Annotated in this window: 24 protein-coding genes and 1 other annotated feature; of the genes, 10 read left to right on the top strand and 14 right to left on the bottom strand. The window is 55.4% G+C overall.

From position 1 onward, the window contains the following. Positions 1–85: 85 nt before the first annotated feature. Positions 86–1,222, bottom strand: coding sequence for an alpha/beta hydrolase (locus BN3796_RS13525; protein WP_073885224.1), 1,137 nt, complete (start codon positions 1,220–1,222; stop codon positions 86–88). Between the two features lie 161 nt (positions 1,223–1,383). Here BN3796_RS13525 and BN3796_RS13520 point away from each other — a divergent pair, with 161 nt between their 5' ends. Next, entirely contained in the window at positions 1,384–2,268 is an 885-nt protein-coding gene (locus BN3796_RS13520) for a LysR family transcriptional regulator (RefSeq protein WP_061708888.1), read from the top strand. Positions 2,269–2,276: 8 nt separating this feature from the next. Here BN3796_RS13520 and btuC read toward each other — a convergent pair whose 3' ends face one another. From btuC to thrS, 9 genes are all read right to left on the bottom strand, one after another. Beyond that, positions 2,277–3,257: a vitamin B12 ABC transporter permease BtuC gene (gene btuC, locus BN3796_RS13515; RefSeq protein ID WP_061708887.1), complete on the bottom strand. Its 981-nt coding sequence runs from the start codon at positions 3,255–3,257 to the stop codon at positions 2,277–2,279. Positions 3,258–3,357: 100 nt separating this feature from the next. Then, positions 3,358–3,657, bottom strand: a complete 300-nt coding sequence (gene ihfA / locus BN3796_RS13510; RefSeq protein WP_013097001.1) for an integration host factor subunit alpha — start codon at positions 3,655–3,657, stop codon at positions 3,358–3,360. Between the two features lie 4 nt (positions 3,658–3,661). Further along, positions 3,662–6,049 carry a phenylalanine--tRNA ligase subunit beta gene (gene pheT, locus BN3796_RS13505; RefSeq protein WP_061708886.1) on the bottom strand — a complete coding sequence of 796 codons (2,388 nt, stop codon included), beginning with the start codon at positions 6,047–6,049 and terminating at the stop codon, positions 3,662–3,664. A 15-nt stretch (positions 6,050–6,064) separates the two neighbouring features. After that, on the bottom strand, positions 6,065–7,048 hold the full coding sequence (gene pheS / locus BN3796_RS13500) for a phenylalanine--tRNA ligase subunit alpha (protein WP_061708885.1): 984 nt from the start codon (positions 7,046–7,048) through the stop codon (positions 6,065–6,067). A gap of 40 nt (positions 7,049–7,088) precedes the next feature. Then, positions 7,089–7,212, bottom strand: a sequence feature (Phe leader region). Next, complete coding sequence (pheM, locus tag BN3796_RS20730; RefSeq protein ID WP_001386830.1) at positions 7,163–7,207, bottom strand: pheST operon leader peptide PheM; 45 nt, start codon at positions 7,205–7,207, stop codon at positions 7,163–7,165. (Overlaps the previous feature by 45 nt.) Positions 7,213–7,332: 120 nt before the next feature. Continuing rightward, on the bottom strand, positions 7,333–7,689 hold the full coding sequence (gene rplT / locus BN3796_RS13495) for a 50S ribosomal protein L20 (protein ID WP_000124850.1): 357 nt from the start codon (positions 7,687–7,689) through the stop codon (positions 7,333–7,335). A 48-nt stretch (positions 7,690–7,737) separates the two neighbouring features. Then, positions 7,738–7,935 (bottom strand): 50S ribosomal protein L35, encoded by a 198-nt coding sequence (rpmI, locus tag BN3796_RS13490; protein WP_001124225.1) that lies wholly within the window; start codon positions 7,933–7,935, stop codon positions 7,738–7,740. Between the two features lie 96 nt (positions 7,936–8,031). Beyond that, on the bottom strand, positions 8,032–8,574 hold the full coding sequence (gene infC, locus BN3796_RS13485; protein ID WP_012905609.1) for a translation initiation factor IF-3: 543 nt from the start codon (positions 8,572–8,574) through the stop codon (positions 8,032–8,034). Between the two features lie 3 nt (positions 8,575–8,577). Continuing rightward, positions 8,578–10,506 (bottom strand): threonine--tRNA ligase, encoded by a 1,929-nt coding sequence (thrS, locus tag BN3796_RS13480; RefSeq protein ID WP_061708884.1) that lies wholly within the window; start codon positions 10,504–10,506, stop codon positions 8,578–8,580. A gap of 322 nt (positions 10,507–10,828) precedes the next feature. Here thrS and yncL point away from each other — a divergent pair, with 322 nt between their 5' ends. Together yncL and yniD are read left to right on the top strand one after the other, a co-directional pair. After that, the gene (gene yncL, locus BN3796_RS20235) at positions 10,829–10,921 is read left to right on the top strand and encodes a stress response membrane protein YncL (RefSeq protein WP_073885222.1); all 93 of its coding nucleotides are present in this window, start codon (positions 10,829–10,831) and stop codon (positions 10,919–10,921) included. A gap of 59 nt (positions 10,922–10,980) precedes the next feature. Continuing rightward, positions 10,981–11,094: a small membrane protein YniD gene (gene yniD / locus BN3796_RS20725; protein ID WP_148381805.1), complete on the top strand. Its 114-nt coding sequence runs from the start codon at positions 10,981–10,983 to the stop codon at positions 11,092–11,094. A 173-nt stretch (positions 11,095–11,267) separates the two neighbouring features. Here the strand turns inward: yniD and BN3796_RS13475 are convergent, their stop codons facing one another. After that, positions 11,268–11,498, bottom strand: a complete 231-nt coding sequence (locus BN3796_RS13475; protein ID WP_061709235.1) for a YdgH/BhsA/McbA family protein — start codon at positions 11,496–11,498, stop codon at positions 11,268–11,270. Positions 11,499–11,749: 251 nt separating this feature from the next. Beyond that, on the bottom strand, positions 11,750–12,508 hold the full coding sequence (locus BN3796_RS13470) for a DUF481 domain-containing protein (protein ID WP_061708883.1): 759 nt from the start codon (positions 12,506–12,508) through the stop codon (positions 11,750–11,752). Between the two features lie 293 nt (positions 12,509–12,801). On the opposite strand from BN3796_RS13470, the gene pfkB reads away from it, so the two are divergent. The 3 genes from pfkB (at position 12,802) to BN3796_RS13455 (ending at position 15,091) form a co-directional block, all read left to right on the top strand. After that, on the top strand, positions 12,802–13,734 hold the full coding sequence (pfkB, locus tag BN3796_RS13465; protein WP_061708882.1) for a 6-phosphofructokinase II: 933 nt from the start codon (positions 12,802–12,804) through the stop codon (positions 13,732–13,734). Between the two features lie 101 nt (positions 13,735–13,835). Then, on the top strand, positions 13,836–14,126 hold the full coding sequence (gene ghoS, locus BN3796_RS13460; RefSeq protein WP_061708881.1) for a type V toxin-antitoxin system endoribonuclease antitoxin GhoS: 291 nt from the start codon (positions 13,836–13,838) through the stop codon (positions 14,124–14,126). A 104-nt stretch (positions 14,127–14,230) separates the two neighbouring features. After that, on the top strand, positions 14,231–15,091 hold the full coding sequence (locus tag BN3796_RS13455; RefSeq protein WP_061708880.1) for a fructosamine kinase family protein: 861 nt from the start codon (positions 14,231–14,233) through the stop codon (positions 15,089–15,091). A 29-nt stretch (positions 15,092–15,120) separates the two neighbouring features. On the opposite strand, the gene BN3796_RS13450 is transcribed toward BN3796_RS13455, so the two are convergent. After that, positions 15,121–15,657 (bottom strand): YniB family protein, encoded by a 537-nt coding sequence (locus tag BN3796_RS13450; RefSeq protein WP_061709234.1) that lies wholly within the window; start codon positions 15,655–15,657, stop codon positions 15,121–15,123. A gap of 145 nt (positions 15,658–15,802) precedes the next feature. Here BN3796_RS13450 and hxpB point away from each other — a divergent pair, with 145 nt between their 5' ends. The 4 genes from hxpB to BN3796_RS13430 all read left to right on the top strand — a co-directional run bounded on the left by hxpB (position 15,803) and on the right by BN3796_RS13430 (position 19,579). After that, the gene (gene hxpB, locus BN3796_RS13445) at positions 15,803–16,474 is read left to right on the top strand and encodes a hexitol phosphatase HxpB (RefSeq protein ID WP_061708879.1); all 672 of its coding nucleotides are present in this window, start codon (positions 15,803–15,805) and stop codon (positions 16,472–16,474) included. A 140-nt stretch (positions 16,475–16,614) separates the two neighbouring features. Further along, positions 16,615–17,376, top strand: a complete 762-nt coding sequence (gene kduD, locus BN3796_RS13440) for a 2-dehydro-3-deoxy-D-gluconate 5-dehydrogenase KduD (RefSeq protein WP_061708878.1) — start codon at positions 16,615–16,617, stop codon at positions 17,374–17,376. 94 nt (positions 17,377–17,470) lie between these two features. Then, on the top strand, positions 17,471–18,061 hold the full coding sequence (locus tag BN3796_RS13435; RefSeq protein WP_061708877.1) for a metal-dependent hydrolase: 591 nt from the start codon (positions 17,471–17,473) through the stop codon (positions 18,059–18,061). A gap of 126 nt (positions 18,062–18,187) precedes the next feature. Next, positions 18,188–19,579: an L-cystine transporter gene (locus tag BN3796_RS13430; protein ID WP_061708876.1), complete on the top strand. Its 1,392-nt coding sequence runs from the start codon at positions 18,188–18,190 to the stop codon at positions 19,577–19,579. A gap of 48 nt (positions 19,580–19,627) precedes the next feature. Here the strand turns inward: BN3796_RS13430 and cedA are convergent, their stop codons facing one another. Continuing rightward, on the bottom strand, positions 19,628–19,882 hold the full coding sequence (gene cedA / locus BN3796_RS13425) for a cell division activator CedA (RefSeq protein WP_073885221.1): 255 nt from the start codon (positions 19,880–19,882) through the stop codon (positions 19,628–19,630). Between the last annotated feature and the right edge of the window lie 169 nt (positions 19,883–20,051).

Genomic DNA, 20,051 nt, shown 5'->3' with positions numbered 1-20,051 from the left:
GCGACGCTGTTCATGGAATAAGGGTAAAACGGGGCGAGCGCGAAAAGTGATGTGACGCGGTGCGCGTCACATCAGAAGCAGGCAGTTACCTTAAGTGGGTTTTGAAGAACTGCTCAAATTTCGCGAAAGGGATCTTACCTGCGGCATTGTCATATAAATCCACATGGTTTGCCCCCGGGACGATCACCAGCTCTTTCTCTTTACTCCCGACCGCCTTATAGGCGTCTTCAGCAAAGTAACGCGAGTGTGCTTTTTCACCGGTAACAATCAGCGTCGGGATGGTTATCTCACTGGCGTAGCTCAGCAGCGGCGTGTTCATAAAGGACAATGGCATGGTCGCATTCCATGCGCCGGTAGAGTTTACGGAGCGGGCATGGTAGCCGCGCGGCATCCGGTAATAGTCAAAGAACTCTTTCAGAACCGGGTCAGGGTTCGCGGGTAAGGTTTCTGGCAGAACACGCTCAGAAGCGGTGACATTGCCCTTCTCGTCCACATAGATATCATGACCGCCAGGGGCATAGCGCCCGTTTTCCGCATCTTTCCAGCGCTGTTCGTTCAGGTACTGCAATACGGCGCGGCGATCCGCCGTGGTATAGCGATCTTTGCCATTGCCCACGCCGTGGCCCATCGCGCGGCTCATGTCATACATCACGCTGGTGGCGACCGCTTTCACGCGGGTATCCATGGCGGCGTCATTCAAGGCCATACCGCCCCAGCCGCAGATGCCGAGTATGCCTATACGGTTGCGATCGACCTCTTTCTGTAAGCCGAGAAAATCTACCGCCGCGCTGAAATCCTCGGTATTGATATCCGGGGAGGCGACGTTACGCGGATAACCGCCGCTTTCGCCGGTGTAAGAGGGATCGAAGGCCAGCGTCACGAAGCCCTGCTCCGCCAGCGTCTGGGCATAAAGACCGCTGGACTGCTCTTTTACCGCGCCGAAGGGTCCGCTGACAGCGATGGCTGCCAGCTTACGGTCGCCCCGATCTACAGGAAGATAGAGATCGCCCACCAGCGTAATGCCGTAGCGGTTGTGGAATGAAACCTTACGGTGTTCGACCTTATCGCTTCTGGGGAACGTTTTATCCCACTCTTTAACCATCGATACCGGGTCATTCGGATTCGTCGTCTCTGCATAACTCATTGTCGGCACTCCACTTAGCGATGCGCACAGTAGAAGGGAAGGTATGGCGGCTGTTAGTTTTCGGGTAAATCCATTCATAAAACCCCCTTAAAACAGGTAATTAACGCAGGTTTCATACGGAAAACGCTGCAGTATCTGTTGTAACGGGCTCATTATAGTTAGCAGTAATAGTTCTGATTAGAGGGGTAAAATTGCTAAGATTAATATCAATTTGTGATAAATAATCTGAAGGTGAACGGATGGCGAAGCGGGAAAACTACAACGATCTCTATCTTTTCATGCTGGTGGTGCGGGAAGGCAGCTTTACCGCCGCCGCACACCGGCTTGGGCTGGCGCAATCCGGCATTAGCCGTGCCGTTCGCGAACTGGAAGAGCGGCTGGGGGTCCAGCTTCTGGTGCGCACCACCCGTAAATTATCGCTTACGCAGGCGGGCGAGCAGCTCTATCAGACGCTGGTGTCGGGGTTCGATGCGTTAGACACGGGGCTGGCGACCCTTGCCTATTACCGGAATACCCCTTCCGGCACGGTACGTATCAATGCCAGCCAGCACGCCATTGATAAAGTGCTGCTGCCGAAGCTGGCGGTCTTTAAACAACGCTACCCCGATATCAGGCTGGAACTCATCAGCGAAAGCCGGTTTGTCGATATTATCACCGAGCGATTTGATGCGGGGGTACGCCTGGGCCCGGAAGTGGGCAGCGGTATGGTGGCAGTACGCATTTCCCCTGATATGGAGATGGCGGTGGTCGGCACGCCCGATCATTTTCGCCGCTACGGTTTTCCGCACACCCCTGCCGATCTGGTGGCGCACCCCTGCATCGCCTACCAGTTTGGTGACGGCAGCCTCTATGCCTGGGAACTGAATCAGGACGGGCAGAACATTACCCACCGGCCGCAGGGCCAGTGGGTATTTGCGGATAGCTATATGGAGGCCAAAGCCGCCAGGCTCGGCCTGGGGCTGGCGTATGTTCCGCAGGAGCTGATCGCGGATGACCTTGCGCAAGGCACCCTGATCCGGGTCCTGCAACGCTACAGCCTGCGTCTTGAGGGCTCGTTTCTCTACTATCCACACCGTAAAGTCTCCCCCGCGCTGCGGGCGGTGATCGATACGCTGAAGATGTAAGAGCGCGCTCAGCGGCTGGCTTTCAACAGCAGCCAGATAAAGACCGGCGCCCCCAGGGTGGCGGTGACCACGCCAATAGGCAGTTCGGCGGCGTTAAGCGCCAGCCGCGCGATAATATCCGCCATCAACAGCGTGGCGGCGCCAGCCAGCGCCGCGGCGGGCAGCAGCCGACGGTGATCGGTGATCCCGCACAGGCGCAGCATATGGGGGATCACCAGGCCGATAAAACCGATCGCCCCGGCCAGCGCCACGCTGGTGCCCACCATCCAGCCCACGGCGATGACCAGCACGTTACGCCAGACGCCGATCGCTAAGCCAAGCTGCCGGGCGGAGGTCTCCCCCAGCGCCAGCATATTGAGTGGAGCGGACTGGAAAACTGCCCACACTACCGCCGGTAACAGCAGCGCCATCAGCCAGCCCTGGTGCCAGTCGACGCCGCCGAAGCCCCCCATCATCCAGTACATCAGCTGGCGCAGGTCGAAAGAGGTGGAGAAATAGACGGCCCAGGTCATCAGCGCGCTACAGATAATCCCCAGTGCTACCCCTGCCAGCAGCAGACGGCTGGTGGAGAGGTGGTGGCGGGCAAAACGCAGCAGGATAACCGTGATCGCCAGCGCGCCGACTATCGCGCTGGCGCTGATGGCGGGAGAAGAGAGCGTCCCGCCGCTCAGCATCACCGCCGCGACAAGCCCCACGCCGGCACCATTCGATACCCCCAGCAGCCCAGGCTCCGCCAGCGGATTTTCAAACAGCGCCTGCATAATGGTGCCGCACAGGGCGAGCGCCGCCCCCACCAGCACCACCGCCAGCGTGCGCGGCAGGCGGATCTGCCAGACAAAGAGCTTCCCTTCGGCGCTGAGCCAGCGTTCCGGCCCAATCCACTGCTCCCCGACGCAGAGACTAACTATCAGGGTCAGGGCAAGCATCAGCAGCAGCAGAAGGAGCCAGCGCAGGTCATAGCGGTATTGTTGACGGGCGAAATCGGGCATGAGCGTTGTGGTCGTATGGGCGATGGGATTGATTTTACGGCGGTTAACCGGGCACGCAAAGAAAAAAGGCCGCGACTGCGGCCTTTTTGGTTAGTTCATCTTACTCAGTTTTAGGCGTTGCGTTCTCGACGCGGCTTTTTAACTTCTGGCCGGGTCTGAAGGTCACCACGCGGCGAGCTGTAATGGGAATATCTTCCCCCGTCTTAGGGTTACGGCCCGGACGTTGGTTTTTGTCTCGCAAATCAAAATTGCCAAAGCCGGAGAGTTTGACCTGCTCACCGTTTTCCAGAGCACGACGGATCTCTTCGAAAAACAGCTCTACCAGCTCTTTAGCATCCCGTTTGCTAAGCCCAAGCTTATCAAACAGATATTCTGACATTTCAGCTTTTGTAAGCGCCATAGGTTCAATCCCTCAATGATGCCTGGAATCGCTCTTTTAATGCCTCTACACATCTGGCAACGGTAGCGGCAATCTCCTCTTCTTCGAGTGTACGACCGGTATCCTGAAGGATCAGGCTGATAGCGAGGCTCTTAAAACCTTCGGCTACGCCCTTACCGCGGTACACGTCAAATAAGTTTACGCCAACTACCTGATTTGCGCCAACTTTCTTACATTCGGCCAAAATATCTGCTGCGGGCACATTTTCAGCCACGACAACGGCGATATCACGACGGTTCGCTGGGAAGCGGGAAATCTCCTGCGCCTGAGGCACCACGCGGTCTGCGACCTTGTTCCACTCCAGTTCAAACACCATGGTGCGGCCGTTCAGATCGAGCTTACGCTCCAGCTCAGGATGAACAACCCCAACGAAACCAATACGTTCGCCTTTCAGATAAATCCCGGCGCTTTGCCCCGGATGGAGGGCCGGAATCGCTTCGGCGCGAAACTCAATTTCGGACAATTTACCGGTCAGATCGAGTACTGATTCCAGGTCGCCCTTCACATCGTAGAAATCGACGCTGTTTTTCGCCAGATCCCAGTGCTCTTCATAACGGTTACCGCAGATGGCGCCCGCCAGCATGAGATCCTGACGAATACCCAGGTTTGCCTGCGTATCAGGGACAAAGCGCAGACCCGTTTCGAAGATGCGCGCCCGGTTCTGCTGACGGTTCTGGTTATAAACGATCGTACCCAGCAGCCCGGTCCACAGGGAGAGGCGCATGGCAGACATTTCGCTGGAGATCGGGCTTGGCAGAATCAGCGCTTCCTGGCCCGGATGAATCAGCTGCTGCAGCTTCGGATCGACAAAGCTGTAGGTGATCACTTCCTGATAGCCCTTGTCGTTAAGCAGGGTTTTCACACGCTTAAGGGAGAGATCCGCCTCACGGTGGGTGCCCATCACCAGACCGGCCTGAATCGGCTCGTCCGGAATGTTGTTGTAGCCGTAAACGCGGGCCACCTCTTCCACCAGATCTTCTTCGATCTCCATATCGAAACGCCAGCTCGGCGCTACCGCCTGCCACTCATCCTGGCCTTCGGTCACTTCGCAGCCCAGGCGACGCAGAATATCGCTCACCTGCGCATCCGCAATGTGATGACCAATCAGGCGATCCAGCTTGCTGCGACGCAGGGTGATAGTTGCACGCTTCGGCAGCGTCGCTTCATTGGTCACATCGATAACCGGACCGGCTTCGCCGCCGCAGATGTCGATCAGCAGGCGAGTCGCGCGCTCCATCGCTTTATACTGCAGCGCCGGGTCAACGCCGCGCTCATAGCGGTGAGAAGCGTCAGTGTGCAGGCCGTGACGGCGCGCGCGGCCGGTGATGGAAAGCGGGCTGAAGAATGCGCATTCCAGCAGGACGTTCTGCGTCTCGTCGTTAACGCCGGAGTGTTCGCCGCCAAAGATACCGCCCATCGCCAGCGCTTTGTTGTGGTCAGCAATCACCAGCGTGTCGGTGCTCAGTTTCGCTTCGCTGCCGTCCAGCAGCACCAGGGTTTCCCCCTCTTTCGCCATGCGCACGATAATGCCGCCTTCGATACGATCTTTATCGAACGCATGCATCGGCTGGCCCAGCTCCAGCAGAACATAGTTAGTCACGTCAACCACGGCGTCGATGGAACGAATGCCGCAGCGACGCAGCTTCTCTTTCATCCACAGCGGAGTTGGCGCTTTCACGTTGATGCCTTTCACCACGCGGCCCAGATAGCGCGGGCAGGCGTCAGCGGCTTCCACCTGAATCGGCAGCGTGTCGCTGATGGTCGCGTCTACCGGGGTGATTTCCGGCATATTCAGATCGGCCTGGTTCAGTACCGCCACGTCGCGGGCGACACCGATAATGCCTAAACAGTCAGCGCGGTTTGGCGTGACGCTGATTTCAATGGTGTTGTCATCGAGCTTCAGATATTCGCGAATATCGGTGCCGAGAGGGGCATCCGCGGGCAGTTCAATAATGCCGCTGTGATCGTCAGAAATCCCCAGCTCGGAGAAGGAGCAGAGCATGCCTTCAGACGGCTCGCCGCGCAGCTTCGCCGCTTTGATTTTAAAATCGCCCGGCAGAACGGCGCCGATGGTCGCCACCGCCACCTTCAGCCCCTGGCGGCAGTTCGGCGCGCCGCAGACGATATCCAGCAGGCGTTCGCCGCCGACGTTAACTTTTGTCACGCGCAGCTTGTCGGCGTTCGGGTGCTGACCGCACTCTACCACCTCACCCACGACCACGCCGTGAAACGCGCCGGCGACCGGCTCAACGCCGTCCACTTCCAGGCCCGCCATGGTGATCTGGTTAGAGAGCGCCTCGCTGTCCAGCGCGGTCTCGACCCATTCGCGTAACCACAGTTCACTAAATTTCATTGTTCTGTCCTGCCCTTATTTAAACTGTTTGAGGAAACGCAGATCGTTTTCGAAGAACGCGCGTAAATCGGTCACGCCGTAGCGCAGCATGGTCAGACGCTCCATACCCATACCGAACGCAAAACCGGAATAGATTTCCGGATCGATGCCGACGTTACGCAGCACGTTCGGGTGCACCATGCCGCAGCCCAGCACTTCCAGCCATTTGCCGTTCTTACCCATCACGTCCACTTCCGCAGAGGGTTCGGTGAACGGGAAATAGGAAGGACGGAAGCGGATCTGCAGATCTTCCTCAAAGAAGTTGCGCAGAAAATCGTGCAGCGTCCCTTTCAGGTTGGTAAAGCTGATGTTTTTGTCGACGATCAGCCCTTCCATCTGATGGAACATCGGCGTATGGGTCTGGTCGTAGTCGTTACGATAGACGCGGCCCGGCGCGATAATACGGATCGGCGGCTCCTGCTCCTTCATGGTACGGATCTGCACCCCGGAGGTCTGCGTGCGCAGCAGACGGGTGGCGTCAAACCAGAAAGTGTCGTGGTCAGCACGCGCCGGGTGATGGCCCGGAATGTTCAGGGCGTCGAAGTTATGGTAATCGTCCTCGATTTCCGGGCCGGTCGCCACGGTAAAGCCGAGCTCACCGAAGAAACTTTCAATACGGTCAATGGTACGGGTCACCGGGTGCAGACCGCCATTTTCAATACGGCGGCCCGGCAGGGAGACGTCGATCGTTTCCGCCGCCAGACGCGCATTCAGCGCAGCGCTCTCCAGCTCCGCTTTACGGGCGTTTAATGCCTGCTGCACCTGCTCTTTCGCTTCGTTAATAACCGCGCCCGCCGCCGGACGCTCTTCCGGCGGCAGGTCACGCAGGGTGGTCATTTGCAGGGTCAGGTGCCCTTTTTTGCCCAGATATTCGACGCGGACATTATCTAACGCGGCTACATCTGACGCCTGGTTTATGGCAGCCGTTGCGCTGGCAACCAATTCTGCGAGATGTGACATGGTTTTCCTCATTATGTGGCGATTTTGGCAAACACCGGATACAAAAAAAGCCTCCTGATGGAGGCTTTATGGCGCTGTTTTCCGTTTCGTCTTTCACGCGCTAGCCTCCTGATGTCAGGTGCTAAAGTAAAAGAAGAAGCGGAAAATAGCAGCATTCATGCTTGCGTTACCTTGTGGACAGGAGCCGTAAACACCTTATTGAAAAGGGTTATCGAAAAAAAGTCAATGTTCTGATGACGTTAATACGAAAAGAGGGAGCAAAGCCCCCTCTTTCAACTGACTTATTAAGCCAGAGCTGCTTTCGCTTTTTCAACCAGAGCGGTGAACGCTACTTTGTCGAATACGGCGATGTCAGCCAGGATCTTACGGTCGATTTCAACAGAGGCTTTTTTCAGGCCGTTGATGAATTTGCTGTAAGAGATACCGTTCTGACGTGCTGCTGCGTTGATACGCGCAATCCACAGTTGACGGAACTGACGCTTACGCTGACGACGGTCACGGTAAGCGTACTGACCTGCTTTGATAACAGCCTGGAAGGCAACGCGGTATACGCGAGAACGCGCACCGTAGTAGCCTTTAGCTTGTTTCAAAATTTTCTTGTGACGTGCACGTGCAATTACACCACGTTTTACGCGAGCCATGTTGCTCTCCTGTCTCTATTCTAATTAAAAAAGTTAAACGTTAACGACTTATGCGTACGGCAGGCACGCGATAACCAGGCCCAGATCGCCTTTGGAAACCATGGCTTTCGGACGCAGGTGACGTTTACGCTTGGTAGCTTTCTTAGTCAGAATGTGACGCAGGTTAGCGTGCTTGTGCTTAAAACCACCTTTACCGGTTTTTTTGAAGCGCTTAGCAGCACCGCGTACGGTCTTAATTTTTGGCATTTTAATAACTTCCACTTCGCATTGTTAAATAAACGAAACACAGGCGAACAAAATCTGTGAAGCCCGAAAGCTCCACAGAGGTTGCTACTTGAAGGCCTACTGTTTCTTCTTAGGAGCGAGCACCATAATCATCTGGCGGCCTTCGATCTTCGTTGGGAAGGATTCGACTACTGCCAGTTCTTGCAAATCGTCTTTCACGCGGTTAAGCACTTCCATACCGATTTGCTGGTGGGCCATCTCACGACCGCGGAAACGCAGTGTGATTTTGGCCTTATCGCCTTCTTCGAGAAAGCGAATCAGGCTGCGGAGTTTTACCTGATAGTCACCTTCATCAGTACCAGGGCGGAATTTGATTTCCTTCACCTGGATAACTTTCTGCTTTTTCTTCTGTTCCTTAGAAGACTTACTCTTTTCATAAAGGAACTTGCCGTAGTCCATAATACGACAAACTGGCGGTTCGGCGTTAGGGCTGATTTCAACTAAATCTACTCCAGCTTCTTCAGCCTTTTCGATCGCTTCTCTCAGACTCACAATCCCCAGCTGCTCGCCTTCCAGACCTGTTAAGCGAACTTCCTGGGCGCGAATCTCGCCATTGATACGATTCGGACGTGCCGTTTGAACTCGTTTTCCGCCTTTAATACCTTATTCCTCCAGTTGTTGAAGACTGCGGCTGCGAATCTCTTGTTGCAGCTTCTCAATCACTTCACTTACGTCCAGACTTCCCAGGTCTTTACCACGGCGGGTGCGAACGGCAACTTTGCCTGCTTCCACCTCTTTATCACCACAGACCAACATATACGGGACACGACGTAAAGTGTGCTCGCGGATTTTAAAGCCAATCTTCTCATTTCTCAAGTCTGCTTTTACGCGAATGCCAGCATTTTGTAGTTTCTGCGTCAATTCTTTAACGTAATCGGCCTGAGAATCGGTAATGTTCATCACCACGACCTGCACTGGCGCAAGCCAGGTTGGGAAGAAGCCCGCGAACTCTTCGGTCAGGATGCCGATGAAGCGCTCCAGTGAACCGAGAATTGCACGGTGAATCATCACCGGTACCTGACGTTCGTTGTCTTCGCCAACATAAGAGGCGCTTAAACGTGCAGGCAGAGAGAAGTCCAGCTGTACCGTTCCGCACTGCCATGCGCGATCGAGGCAGTCATACAGGGTAAATTCAATTTTCGGACCGTAGAATGCGCCCTCGCCCAGCTGGTACTCGAACGGAATCCCGTTCTCCTCCAGCGCTACGGCGAGATCCGCTTCTGCGCGATCCCATGTCTCATCGCTGCCGATACGTTTTTCCGGACGCGTTGAGAGTTTGACCACGATCTTCTCGAAGCCAAAGGTGCTGTACATATCGTAGACCATACGAATACAGGCGTTAACTTCATCACGTACCTGATCTTCCGTACAGAAGATATGCGCATCATCCTGAGTAAAGCCGCGAACGCGCATGAGACCGTGCAGCGCGCCTGACGGCTCGTTGCGATGGCAGCTACCAAATTCCGCCATACGCAGCGGCAGATCGCGGTAGGATTTCAGACCCTGGTTGAAGATCTGAACGTGGCCCGGGCAGTTCATCGGCTTGATGCAGTATTCACGGTTCTCCGAGGAGGTGGTGAACATCGCATCTTTGTAGTTGTCCCAGTGGCCGGTTTTTTCCCACAGCACGCGGTCCATCATAAACGGACCTTTCACTTCCTGATACTGATACTCTTTGAGCTTGGAGCGCACAAAGGTTTCCAGTTCGCGGAAGATAGTCCAGCCGTCGTTATGCCAGAAGACCATGCCCGGCGCCTCTTCCTGCATATGGTAGAGGTCGAGCTGTTTGCCGATTTTACGGTGGTCGCGCTTTGCGGCCTCTTCCAGACGCTGCAGATAAGCGTTCAGGGCTTTTTTATCGGCCCAGGCGGTACCGTAGATGCGTTGCAGCATTTTATTGTTGCTGTCGCCGCGCCAGTATGCGCCTGCGGTTTTCATCAGCTTAAAGTGATGACAAAAACGCATGTTCGGCACGTGCGGCCCGCGGCACATGTCGATGTATTCTTCGTGATGATAGAGACCAGGCTTATCATCATGAGCGATGTTCTCGTCGAGGATAGCAACCTTATAGGTTTCGCCGCGCTTCACGAAGGTCTCACGCGCTTCGTGCCAGCTGACGGTGTTTTTCACAACGTCGTAGTTCGTTTCGGCGAGCTCGTGCATACGTTTTTCGAGCGCTTCGATATCTTCCTGAGTCAGCGTATGGTCAAGATCGACATCATAATAGAAGCCGTTATCGATAACCGGGCCGATGGCCATTTTGGTGTGTGGCCAGAGCTGTTTGATGGCATGACCAAGCAGGTGCGCGCAGGAGTGACGAATGATCTCCAGACCTTCTTCATCCTTCGCGGTGATAATGGAGAGCTTCGCATCGTTCTCAATCAGATCGGAAGCATCAACCAGATTGCCATCCACGCGGCCAGCAATGGTTGCTTTCGCAAGCCCTGGACCGATATCGAGCGCCACATCCATTGGGCTGACGGCGCGATCGTAATGGCGTTGGCTGCCATCAGGAAGAGTAATAACAGGCATTTTATGTCCTTATTTGCAGTGGTGCCCCACACGTAAGAGCACATACAAAGAAAATAATCGAAGTTAACAGCGGATGACGACGCCATCTGACCAACAATCGTCAAATTGGCTCCCCATCGGGCGGCTTGCTAAATCAGAAAAATGCTGATTTACGCAAAGCCGCAACATGGTAACACTAACAAAAGGGTGAATGCACCCTCTGCGGCGATCGGATTCTTACCCTACGAAATTTGGGTGAATCTGATGCGCAGCGCTTTCTTGCGCTCGCATTTCTGTGAAGTTTAACTATCCTTGTAGCAGTCTGTAATAGGAGGGGGTTCTTATGAACGTATCCAGTAAAACCGTGGTCGTACTGAATATCCTGTTTGCTACCGCACTGGTCGTGCTGTTGTCTGACAAATTTCAGTGGTTTTGACCCTGCGACTAATATTGTAACATAACCCGCTTTGTTATTGATTAGACAGAGATTGGGCTATGCCGTCAAAACGCTTTGCAAAAAAACACTGGAAAATGGTGGTGGTGCTTATTGCCATCTGCGGCGCCATGCTGCTGTTACGCTGGGCGGCAATGATATGGGGTCAGGCGTGATATTAGCGCTGTGGTTTCAATGACCTTGCCGGGCAGTTCAAGAAAAGATGTCAAAAAAATAACAGGAAAGTTAACGCGTAATTATAAATAGCCTCTCCGCCAGTTAAGCTAATGCTTCAAAGAGAAAACCGGTACAACATACTCCGGTTTTACTTATATCAACTCGGACGGGATCAGGACCATTCACCCGCCACCAGCGTATGCACATTAAAGGCGTCGTCCATGGACTGGCCGGTAGAAGGCGCGCCCGGGGCGATGTTAGAGCCGGCTTCCACGTCAGAGGCGCGGGTAATTCCGGTCTGGAGGTTCTCTTGACTGGCAGGAGCGACATTATCGGCAGCAAATGCGCCAAACGAGAGTGCGGAAAGCACCATTGCTGTCGCAGCGGTTTTCATTTTATTCATAATCATTCATCTCTTACGAAATTAATGCAGGACTGCTTCAGACATTATTTGTCTGTCATAAGAGTGTAGATCTGGATCACACTTTTTCCTAGTCAATTTATTTATCAGATCGTGTCAAATAAACTGAAAAAGCGAATGAATTAATTATGGAGAAATAATGAAATTGAATGAGAAAATATTTATTGAACCGCTGTTCGATATCGTAAATCAGCAGAAATAAAAGGGCCGGAAACAAGCCGGCCCGGAGAATATTACATTTTATAGCCGAGCGAAACCGTGGTGCGACGATCGGTATGCTCTGGAGCAGAATCTGGCGGCGAGGAGTTCCAGGTGACGTTATAGGCCACCTTCAGTCCAAAGTGCTCGTTAATCGCCACGTTCAGCGCCGTTTCGGAGTTCAGGGTCGTGTCTTCTGCGCCGAAGACCGAGACGCCCTGGGAGAATTTGGCGTTGTCGGTGAGCTGCCAGGCGTAAGTGCCGGAGGCGTAGCCCAGCGGCTGCGTTTCATTATCGCCGTCGGTGTACTCGTCATAACGGACACCCGGACCAAATTCAACGCGCAGGCTATGGACCGGCCCGTTAAGGAACTGGCGACCATAACCCGCCGTTACCACGTCACGCTGGCGGTAGCCGTTATAGCGGTCAGTCAGCCAGCTTGCCTGGCCGAACAGGTAATCATAATCGGTGGTGTTGTAACGGCTGCGCCCACCCACCGCATACTTTTCAGAAGATCGCTCATCGTTGGAAGAGGTATTGCTTGCGTTGCCCCACAGTGACCAGGCAGTTTTGGTGCCATACCAGGTCAGCGTGGTATCTGCCGTCAGGGATGAACTTTTGGTATTGCCCGATTGCGCCAGGTAGCCTGCGTTGAGATTACCTTCAAACGGTTTTTTTGCGGTGGAGGGGTCATCCATAACGGTAAAAACGGAATCATCGGCGACTGCATTCAGAGAGGCAAACACGCCGCCTGCCAGCATGACTGCAGCAGGTAAAGTCTTCAAAAGCTTCATTTATAAAGGAGTCCGTACAACAAAAAAAGAGACCACACGGTCTCGGAAACTTTCCTGAGGATCAATGAAAGGGCATCCAGCGAAAGGTAACAAATTATAAAAAGGCTCAAATAACATAGCAATGATTTCTTATTTCGTTTTTTGAATAAGAACGCTCCCAAAAGATGTTTTATTTCATATTCAAAGGCAGCGGCGAATGTAAATATTCATTTTGAAAATCATACTGTTATTTACTTTCCCTTCCGGACGATTGATGCCAGGCTTAAACGATTGCCTCTCAAAAGGAGTTCACAATGGTACAAATCTATACCCTGACGCTCTCCCCTTCCCTCGACAGCGCCACTATCACCCCGCAAATCTATCCTGAAGGTAAGCTGCGCTGCAGCGCGCCGGTCTTTGAACCGGGCGGCGGCGGGATCAACGTGGCCCGCGCCATTACCCATCTGGGCGGCAAAGCTACCGCCATCTTCCCGGCAGGCGGCGCCACGGGTGAACATCTGGTGTCGCTGCTGGACGATGAGCGCGTGCCGGTACAAAGCGTCCCGGCAAAAGACTGGACGCGCCAGAACCTGCACGTGCATGTCGAAACCAGCGGCGAGCAGTATCGCTTTGTCATGCCGGGCGCCGCCCTGACGGAAGATGAGTTTCGCCAGCTGGAGGAGAAGGTGCTGACGATTGAAAGCGGTTCGCTGCTGGTGATTAGCGGCAGCCTGCCGCCGGGAGTAAATACCGATAAATTCACCCAGCTTATTCGCGCCGCGCAGGCGAAGGGGCTACGCCTCATTGTCGACAGCTCCGGAGACGCGCTGATGGCGGCCCTTGAACCGGGTAACCTTGAACTGGTGAAGCCTAACCAGAAAGAGCTGAGCGCGCTGGTGAAGCGCGAACTGACCCAGCCAGACGATGTGCGCACGGCCGCCGAGGAGCTGGTTACCAGCGGGAAAGCCCATCGCGTGGTGGTCTCTCTCGGGCCGCAGGGTGCGCTGGCGGTAGATAAAACCGGCTTTGTGCAGGTTGTGCCGCCGCCAATGAAAAGCCAGAGCACCGTCGGCGCAGGGGACAGCATGGTTGGCGCCATGACCCTGAAGCTGGCAGAAGGAGCCTCGCTGCTGGAGATGGCCCGCTACGGCGTGGCGGCAGGTAGTGCGGCGACCATCAACCAGGGCACCCGGCTCTGTTCGCTGAGCGACACGCAGAAAATTGTTGATTACCTCAACAAAAATTAATGCACGCTTCCCCTTTTCCCTGAGGGGAAGCGCCAGCAGGTCGCCAGACTGGTGCTTTGGTCTATGCTAAGAAAATTCCCGTAGTAACAACGAGGTGAAACATGAGTAGTGGAGATATTGCCCGTTATGTCGTAACCGTGACAATCCCGGGTGAGTCGTTGACCGATCTTAACGAGTTAACCAACCACTTTACCCTGAGCGGCTTTTTATTGACGCTCACGGACGAGGAGGGCAACGTCCACGATCTGGGGACCAATACTTACGCCCTGATCAGCGCCTTAAGTACTGACGAGGTGAAAGCGCTGGCCAGCGGTCTGGCGGAGAGCGCCACCGGGAAACCGGCAGAGATCTCGGTCACAACCTGGGATGAGTGGCAGAAAAAAGAACAATAAGTGCCTTATATGAAAGCAAACGGCGCAGGTGTGCGGTAGTTCGGGTTTTAAACGGCAGTTATGCGCTAACCTTATGATCTGGCAGACAACATGGGAGAGCGATCATGTGGCAGGCTATCAGTCATCTTTTAGGTGAACAGCTAGGTGAAGGTGAGATCGAACTGCGTAACGAACTGCCGGGCGGAGAGATTCACGCCGCGTGGCATCTGCGCTATGCGGGACGCGATCTCTTTGTAAAGTGCGATGAACGGGAGATGCTGCCGATTTTTACTGCCGAAGCTGACCAGCTGGGACTGCTGGCGCGCAGTAAAACGGTGCGCGTGCCGCACGTCTGGGCCGTGGGTAGCGACCGCGACTACAGCTTTCTGGTGATGGAATACCTCCCTGCCCGTCCGCTGGACGCGCACAGCGCCTTTACGCTTGGTCAGCAGATTGCCCGTCTGCACCAGTGGAGCGATCAGCCCCAGTTCGGCCTCGACTTTGATAACGATCTTTCCACCACACCGCAGCCCAACGCCTGGCAGCGCAGGTGGTCCACCTTCTTTGCGGAGCAGCGTATCGGCTGGCAGCTTGAGCTGGCGGCGGAGAGAGGGCTGGAGTTTGGCAATATCGACGCCATTGTCGAACATGTCCAGCAACGGCTGGCCTCGCATCAGCCGCAGCCTTCGCTGTTGCATGGCGATTTATGGTCCAATAACTGCGCGCTCGGCCCGGATGGTCCCTATATTTTCGACCCCGCCTGCTACTGGGGAGACAGGGAGTGCGATCTCGCCATGCTGCCACTCCACCCGGAACAACCGCCGCAAATCTATGATGGCTACCAGTCGGTCTCTCCGTTACCGCCTGGCTTCCTCGAGCGCCAGCCGCTCTATCAGCTCTACACCCTGTTAAATCGCGCGATTCTGTTTGGCGGGACGCATCTGGTGAATGCCCAGCGGGCGCTGGAACGTGTACTGGCGGCTTAACAATAAAGGGTGGCCTGGCCACCCTCTGCTTAGAGAAAACCCAACAGGGAAAAGAAAAAGTAGCCGCAGACAATCACAATGACAGGCAGCACGTAGAGCGGAAAAATCTGCAGGAAAATGGTGTGGTGCGGCACCACGATACGGGATTCAATCTGCGCGCGGGTTAAACCGTCCGGCCCCTTCGCTTGCTCCAGGATCAGCTGATCCTCTACCCCTTCGCGTAAAAACCGTGCCTGGCGGCTCATCCGTGCGCCGGAAGCCTGTAGCGCCAGCCCGACAAAAATCAGCGCAAAGATAATCCAGAAGGTCACATTGAGCTGATTATGAAAGTCGGGAGTGGGCGAGTTGTACCAGAAGAAATTAAGAAACGGCGTGTTAAAGCGCATCATTTCAATCATCACGTGGGCAAAATCAAGCATAACGGCATTGATGCCAGGCTGCTTCTCGCTGTGCTGATACATAAAATTGAGCACGGAGATTAAAGTTGAGACTACGGCGGGGATAAAAATCACCCAGCCGGCAACACGTTTCAGTACCGCGATGCGTCCAGCTTGTTGATACGTCATCATTTCCTCTTCGTAAAGACGCTTTATTTTTGCTAAGTCTACCTGCTGAAACAGGTTTTCGCCCGTTCTTTGCATGCGATATGGTAAATTGTCCTGCCTGTGCCGCCTCCCTGCGGCGTTTCGCCTGAGATAAGGAGATGTTGTCATGTCGAGCTCACGCCAGATACTGGCTGCTATTTTTGATATGGATGGATTACTGATCGACTCCGAGCCCCTCTGGGATCGGGCTGAACTGGAGGTGATGGCAAGCCTCGGCGTGGATATCACCCGCCGCCATGAACTGCCTGATACGCTGGGGTTACGCATCGATATGGTGGTGGAGCTCTGGTATGCCCAGCAGCCCTGGGTCGGCCCGGGTCGGGAAGAGGTTACGGCGCGTATCATTCAGCGCGCCCTCTCGCTGGTGGAAGAGGAACGCCCTCTTCTGCCCGGCGTACACGACGCCGTGGCGCTCTGCAAGGCGCAGGGACTGCAGGTGGGGCTGGCCTCCGCTTCGCCGCTCGCCATGCTGGAGCGCGTGTTGACCATGTTCGATCTGCGCGATAGCTTCGACGCGCTCGCCTCGGCGGAAAAACTCCCCTACAGCAAGCCCCATCCGCAGGTCTATCTGGACTGCGCCGCAAAACTGGGGGTCGATCCGCTCTGCTGCGTGTCGCTGGAGGATTCCGTGAACGGCATGATCGCCAGTAAAGCGGCGCGGATGCGCTCGATTGTGGTACCTGCCGCCGAGAACCGCCACGACCCGCGTTTTGTTCTGGCTGACGTGAAGCTTGATTCGCTGCAAGATCTGCTGGCGACGCATCTGAAAGGCGCCTGACCCCCCCAGGGCGGCATCGCGCCGCCCAAAAAGTTGACCGCCATAATAAATTTAAAACATCATTTCAATTCCGTTTGTATTTCCCCCATGCCGCTCCTATCCTTAGCGCAGAAAGACAATAACCCTACGTTGAGGTCTATATGATACTGGATGCCTTTAAACTCTCTGGCAAAGTGGCCATCGTTACCGGTTGCGATACCGGGCTCGGCCAGGGCATGGCGCTTGGGCTGGCGCAGGCGGGCTGCGATATCGTCAGCGTGAACCGAAAAGCCCCCGAGCAGACGGCGGCAGGCGTCAAATCACTGGGACGCCGCTTCCTGGCGATCCAGGCCGACCTTAGCCGCCAGGAGGAGCTGGAGGAGATTGTTGCCAGAACGGTGGCGGAGATGGGGCGCGTGGATATTCTGGTTAACAATGCCGGCACAATCCGCCGCCAGGATGCGCTCTCCTTTAGCGAAAAGGACTGGGACGAGGTAGTCAACCTGAACCTGAAAACGGTCTTTTTTCTCTCCCAGGCGGTGGCGCGCCAGTTTGTCGCCCAGGGCAGCGGCGGCAAAATTATCAACATTGCCTCTATGCTCTCGTTCCAGGGAGGCATCCGCGTCCCCTCCTATACTGCCTCCAAAAGCGGCGTGCTGGGGCTAACCCGCCTGCTGGCAAACGAGTGGGCTGGGCTTGGCATCAACGTTAACGCTATCGCGCCGGGGTACATGGCAACCAACAACACGCAGCAGCTGCGGGACGACGAGCAGCGCAGTAAGGAGATTCTGGATCGTATACCGGCGGGCCGCTGGGGAGTGCCGGACGATCTGCAGGGGCCGGTGGTCTTTCTCGCCTCCTCCGCCTCCGATTATGTGAATGGCTATACTCTCGCCGTGGATGGTGGCTGGCTGGCGCGCTGACGCTGCTTTGTGACAAAGGGTTACACCGTCACCTCTTCCGCCCACTGTATAAAAACCCTATACTGTATAGATTGACAGTTTCGTGGATTTTATCATGACGGCGGAAGGCCACCTTCTTTTCTCTATAGCCTGCGCGGTGTTTGCAAAGAACGCTGAGCTTACTCCTGTGCTGGCGCACGGCGACTGGTGGCATATCATCCCTTCTGCCGTGCTGACCTGTCTGCTTCCTGACATCGATCACCCCAAATCGTTTCTCGGACAGCGGCTACGGTGGATCTCTAAACCGATCGCCCGCGCATTCGGCCACAGGGGCTTTACCCACAGCCTGCTTGCCGTGTTTTTGCTGCTTACCATCTTCTACTGGAAAGTTCCGGAGAGCTGGATCGTCCCGGGCGATGCGATACAGGGGATGGTGCTTGGCTACCTGAGCCACATCCTCGCCGATATGCTGACGCCCGCTGGCGTGCCGCTGCTCTGGCCCTGCCGCTGGCGTTTTCGTCTGCCGATCCTGATGCCGCAAAAAGGGAACCAGCTGGAGCGGGTGCTCTGTATGGCGCTTTTTGCTTATGCCATCTGGATGCCCCAGTCGCTGCCCGAAAATGGTGCAGTGCGCTGGTCCTCGCAGGCGATCAATACGCTGCAGCTGCAGTTTAATCGCTTTATTAATCACCGGATTGAGCATTAAAACCACAAATCAGACCTGTTTGGCATAACCCATTCCATTTGGATATAAGCGCCTCTTCGCTCTTCTGCTAACCTTGCGCCAGACGTTCGGACCATACCGATCGCATAATAAATCAGGAGAACGGGGATGAACTTTCCATTAATCGCGAACATCGTGGTGTTCGTTGTCTTGCTCTTGCTGCTGGCCCGCTCGCGCCATAAGCAGTGGAGCCTGGCGAAAAAGGTACTGGTCGGCCTGGTCATGGGGGTGGTCTTTGGCCTGGCGTTACAGGCTATTTACGGCGCAGACCATCCGGTGCTGAAAGAGTCGATCCAGTGGTTTAACGTGGTGGGCAACGGCTACGTCCAGCTGCTGCAGATGATCGTCATGCCGCTGGTCTTTGCCTCCATTCTGAGCGCGGTGGCCCGCCTGCATAACGCCTCCCAGCTTGGAAAAATCAGCGTTCTGACCATCGGCACCCTGCTGTTCACCACGCTGATCGCGGCGCTGGTCGGGGTGCTGGTAACCAATCTCTTTGGACTCACCGCCGAAGGGCTGGTGCAGGGTACGGCGGAAACCGCTCGCCTGAACGCCATCCAGTCGAATTACGCCGGTAAAGTGGCTGACCTGTCGGTACCGCAGCTGCTGCTCTCCTTCGTGCCGAAAAATCCGTTTGCCGATCTGACCGGCGCGAACCCGACATCCATTATCAGCGTGGTGATCTTCGCCGCGTTCCTGGGCGTCGCGGCGCTGAAGCTGCTGAAAGATGACGCGCCGAAAGGCCAGCGCGTGCTGGTAGCTATCGACACCCTGCAAAGCTGGGTGATGAAGCTGGTGCGTCTGGTGATGCAGCTCACGCCCTACGGCGTGCTTGCGCTGATGACCAAGGTAGTGGCAGGCTCTAACCTGCAGGATATTATCAAGCTCGGCAGCTTCGTGGTCGCCTCCTATCTCGGCCTGGCGATTATGTTTGTGGTTCACGGCCTGCTGCTGACGCTCAACGGCGTCAGCCCGCTGAAGTATTTCCGTAAGGTCTGGCCGGTGCTGACTTTTGCCTTCACCAGCCGCTCCAGCGCCGCTTCTATTCCGCTTAACGTCGAGGCGCAGACCCGTCGTCTGGGCGTGCCGGAATCGATCGCCAGCTTCTCCGCCTCCTTTGGCGCAACCATCGGACAGAACGGCTGTGCCGGTCTCTACCCGGCAATGCTGGCAGTAATGGTCGCCCCGACGGTCGGCATTAACCCGCTCGATCCGCTCTGGATCGCGACGCTGGTGGGCATCGTTACCGTCAGCTCGGCGGGCGTGGCGGGCGTGGGCGGCGGCGCAACCTTCGCGGCGCTGATTGTCCTGCCGGCGATGGGCCTGCCGGTGACGCTGGTGGCCCTGCTGATCTCCGTGGAGCCGCTTATCGACATGGGGCGCACCGCCCTCAACGTCAGCGGCTCGATGACCGCAGGCACCCTGACCAGCCAGTGGCTGAAGCAGACCGATAAAGCAGTTCTGGAAAGCGACGAACAGGCTGAACTGGCACATCGCTAACCGTACTACAAATAAAAAACCGCCTTTATGGCGGTTTTTTTATGGCTGTTAGTCCTGAATATCTTCATCCTGGCGGATCTGCACCGCCCAGCGCTGCGCTGATTCCGGCAGGCTAAAGGCGGGTGAACGGCGAAAATTTTCCCCCATCAGCACAAAGGCTACATATTTTCCACGTAACAGCCAGACATCGCGAAAACCATCTACCTTCAGGGCATGCTCGGGCGGCGCAGGCTCGACGCGGGGCACATAGCTAATGACGGGACGGTTTTGTTGACGAAGTGGTTTCATAAGCAACTGGTTCACTAAACAAATATCGGGCTCAGTAAACGTTTATGATAGCCGATCCCTCCCCTCTCCGTCGCGCCCGACGTATGCCTCATGACACAACAGGCTAAAACCCGGCCTGCGATTGCCGCCTCCGCCAGCCAGTTTTGGATAATGTTCTACAATTAATAGGATTTTTTATCCTGTA

Origin of the sequence: Pseudenterobacter timonensis (genome assembly GCF_900021175.1) — a bacterium.
In the GTDB taxonomy this organism is placed as follows: Bacteria; Pseudomonadota; Gammaproteobacteria; order Enterobacterales; family Enterobacteriaceae; genus Enterobacter; species Enterobacter timonensis.
This window is presented reverse-complemented; position numbering and strand designations above follow the sequence as displayed.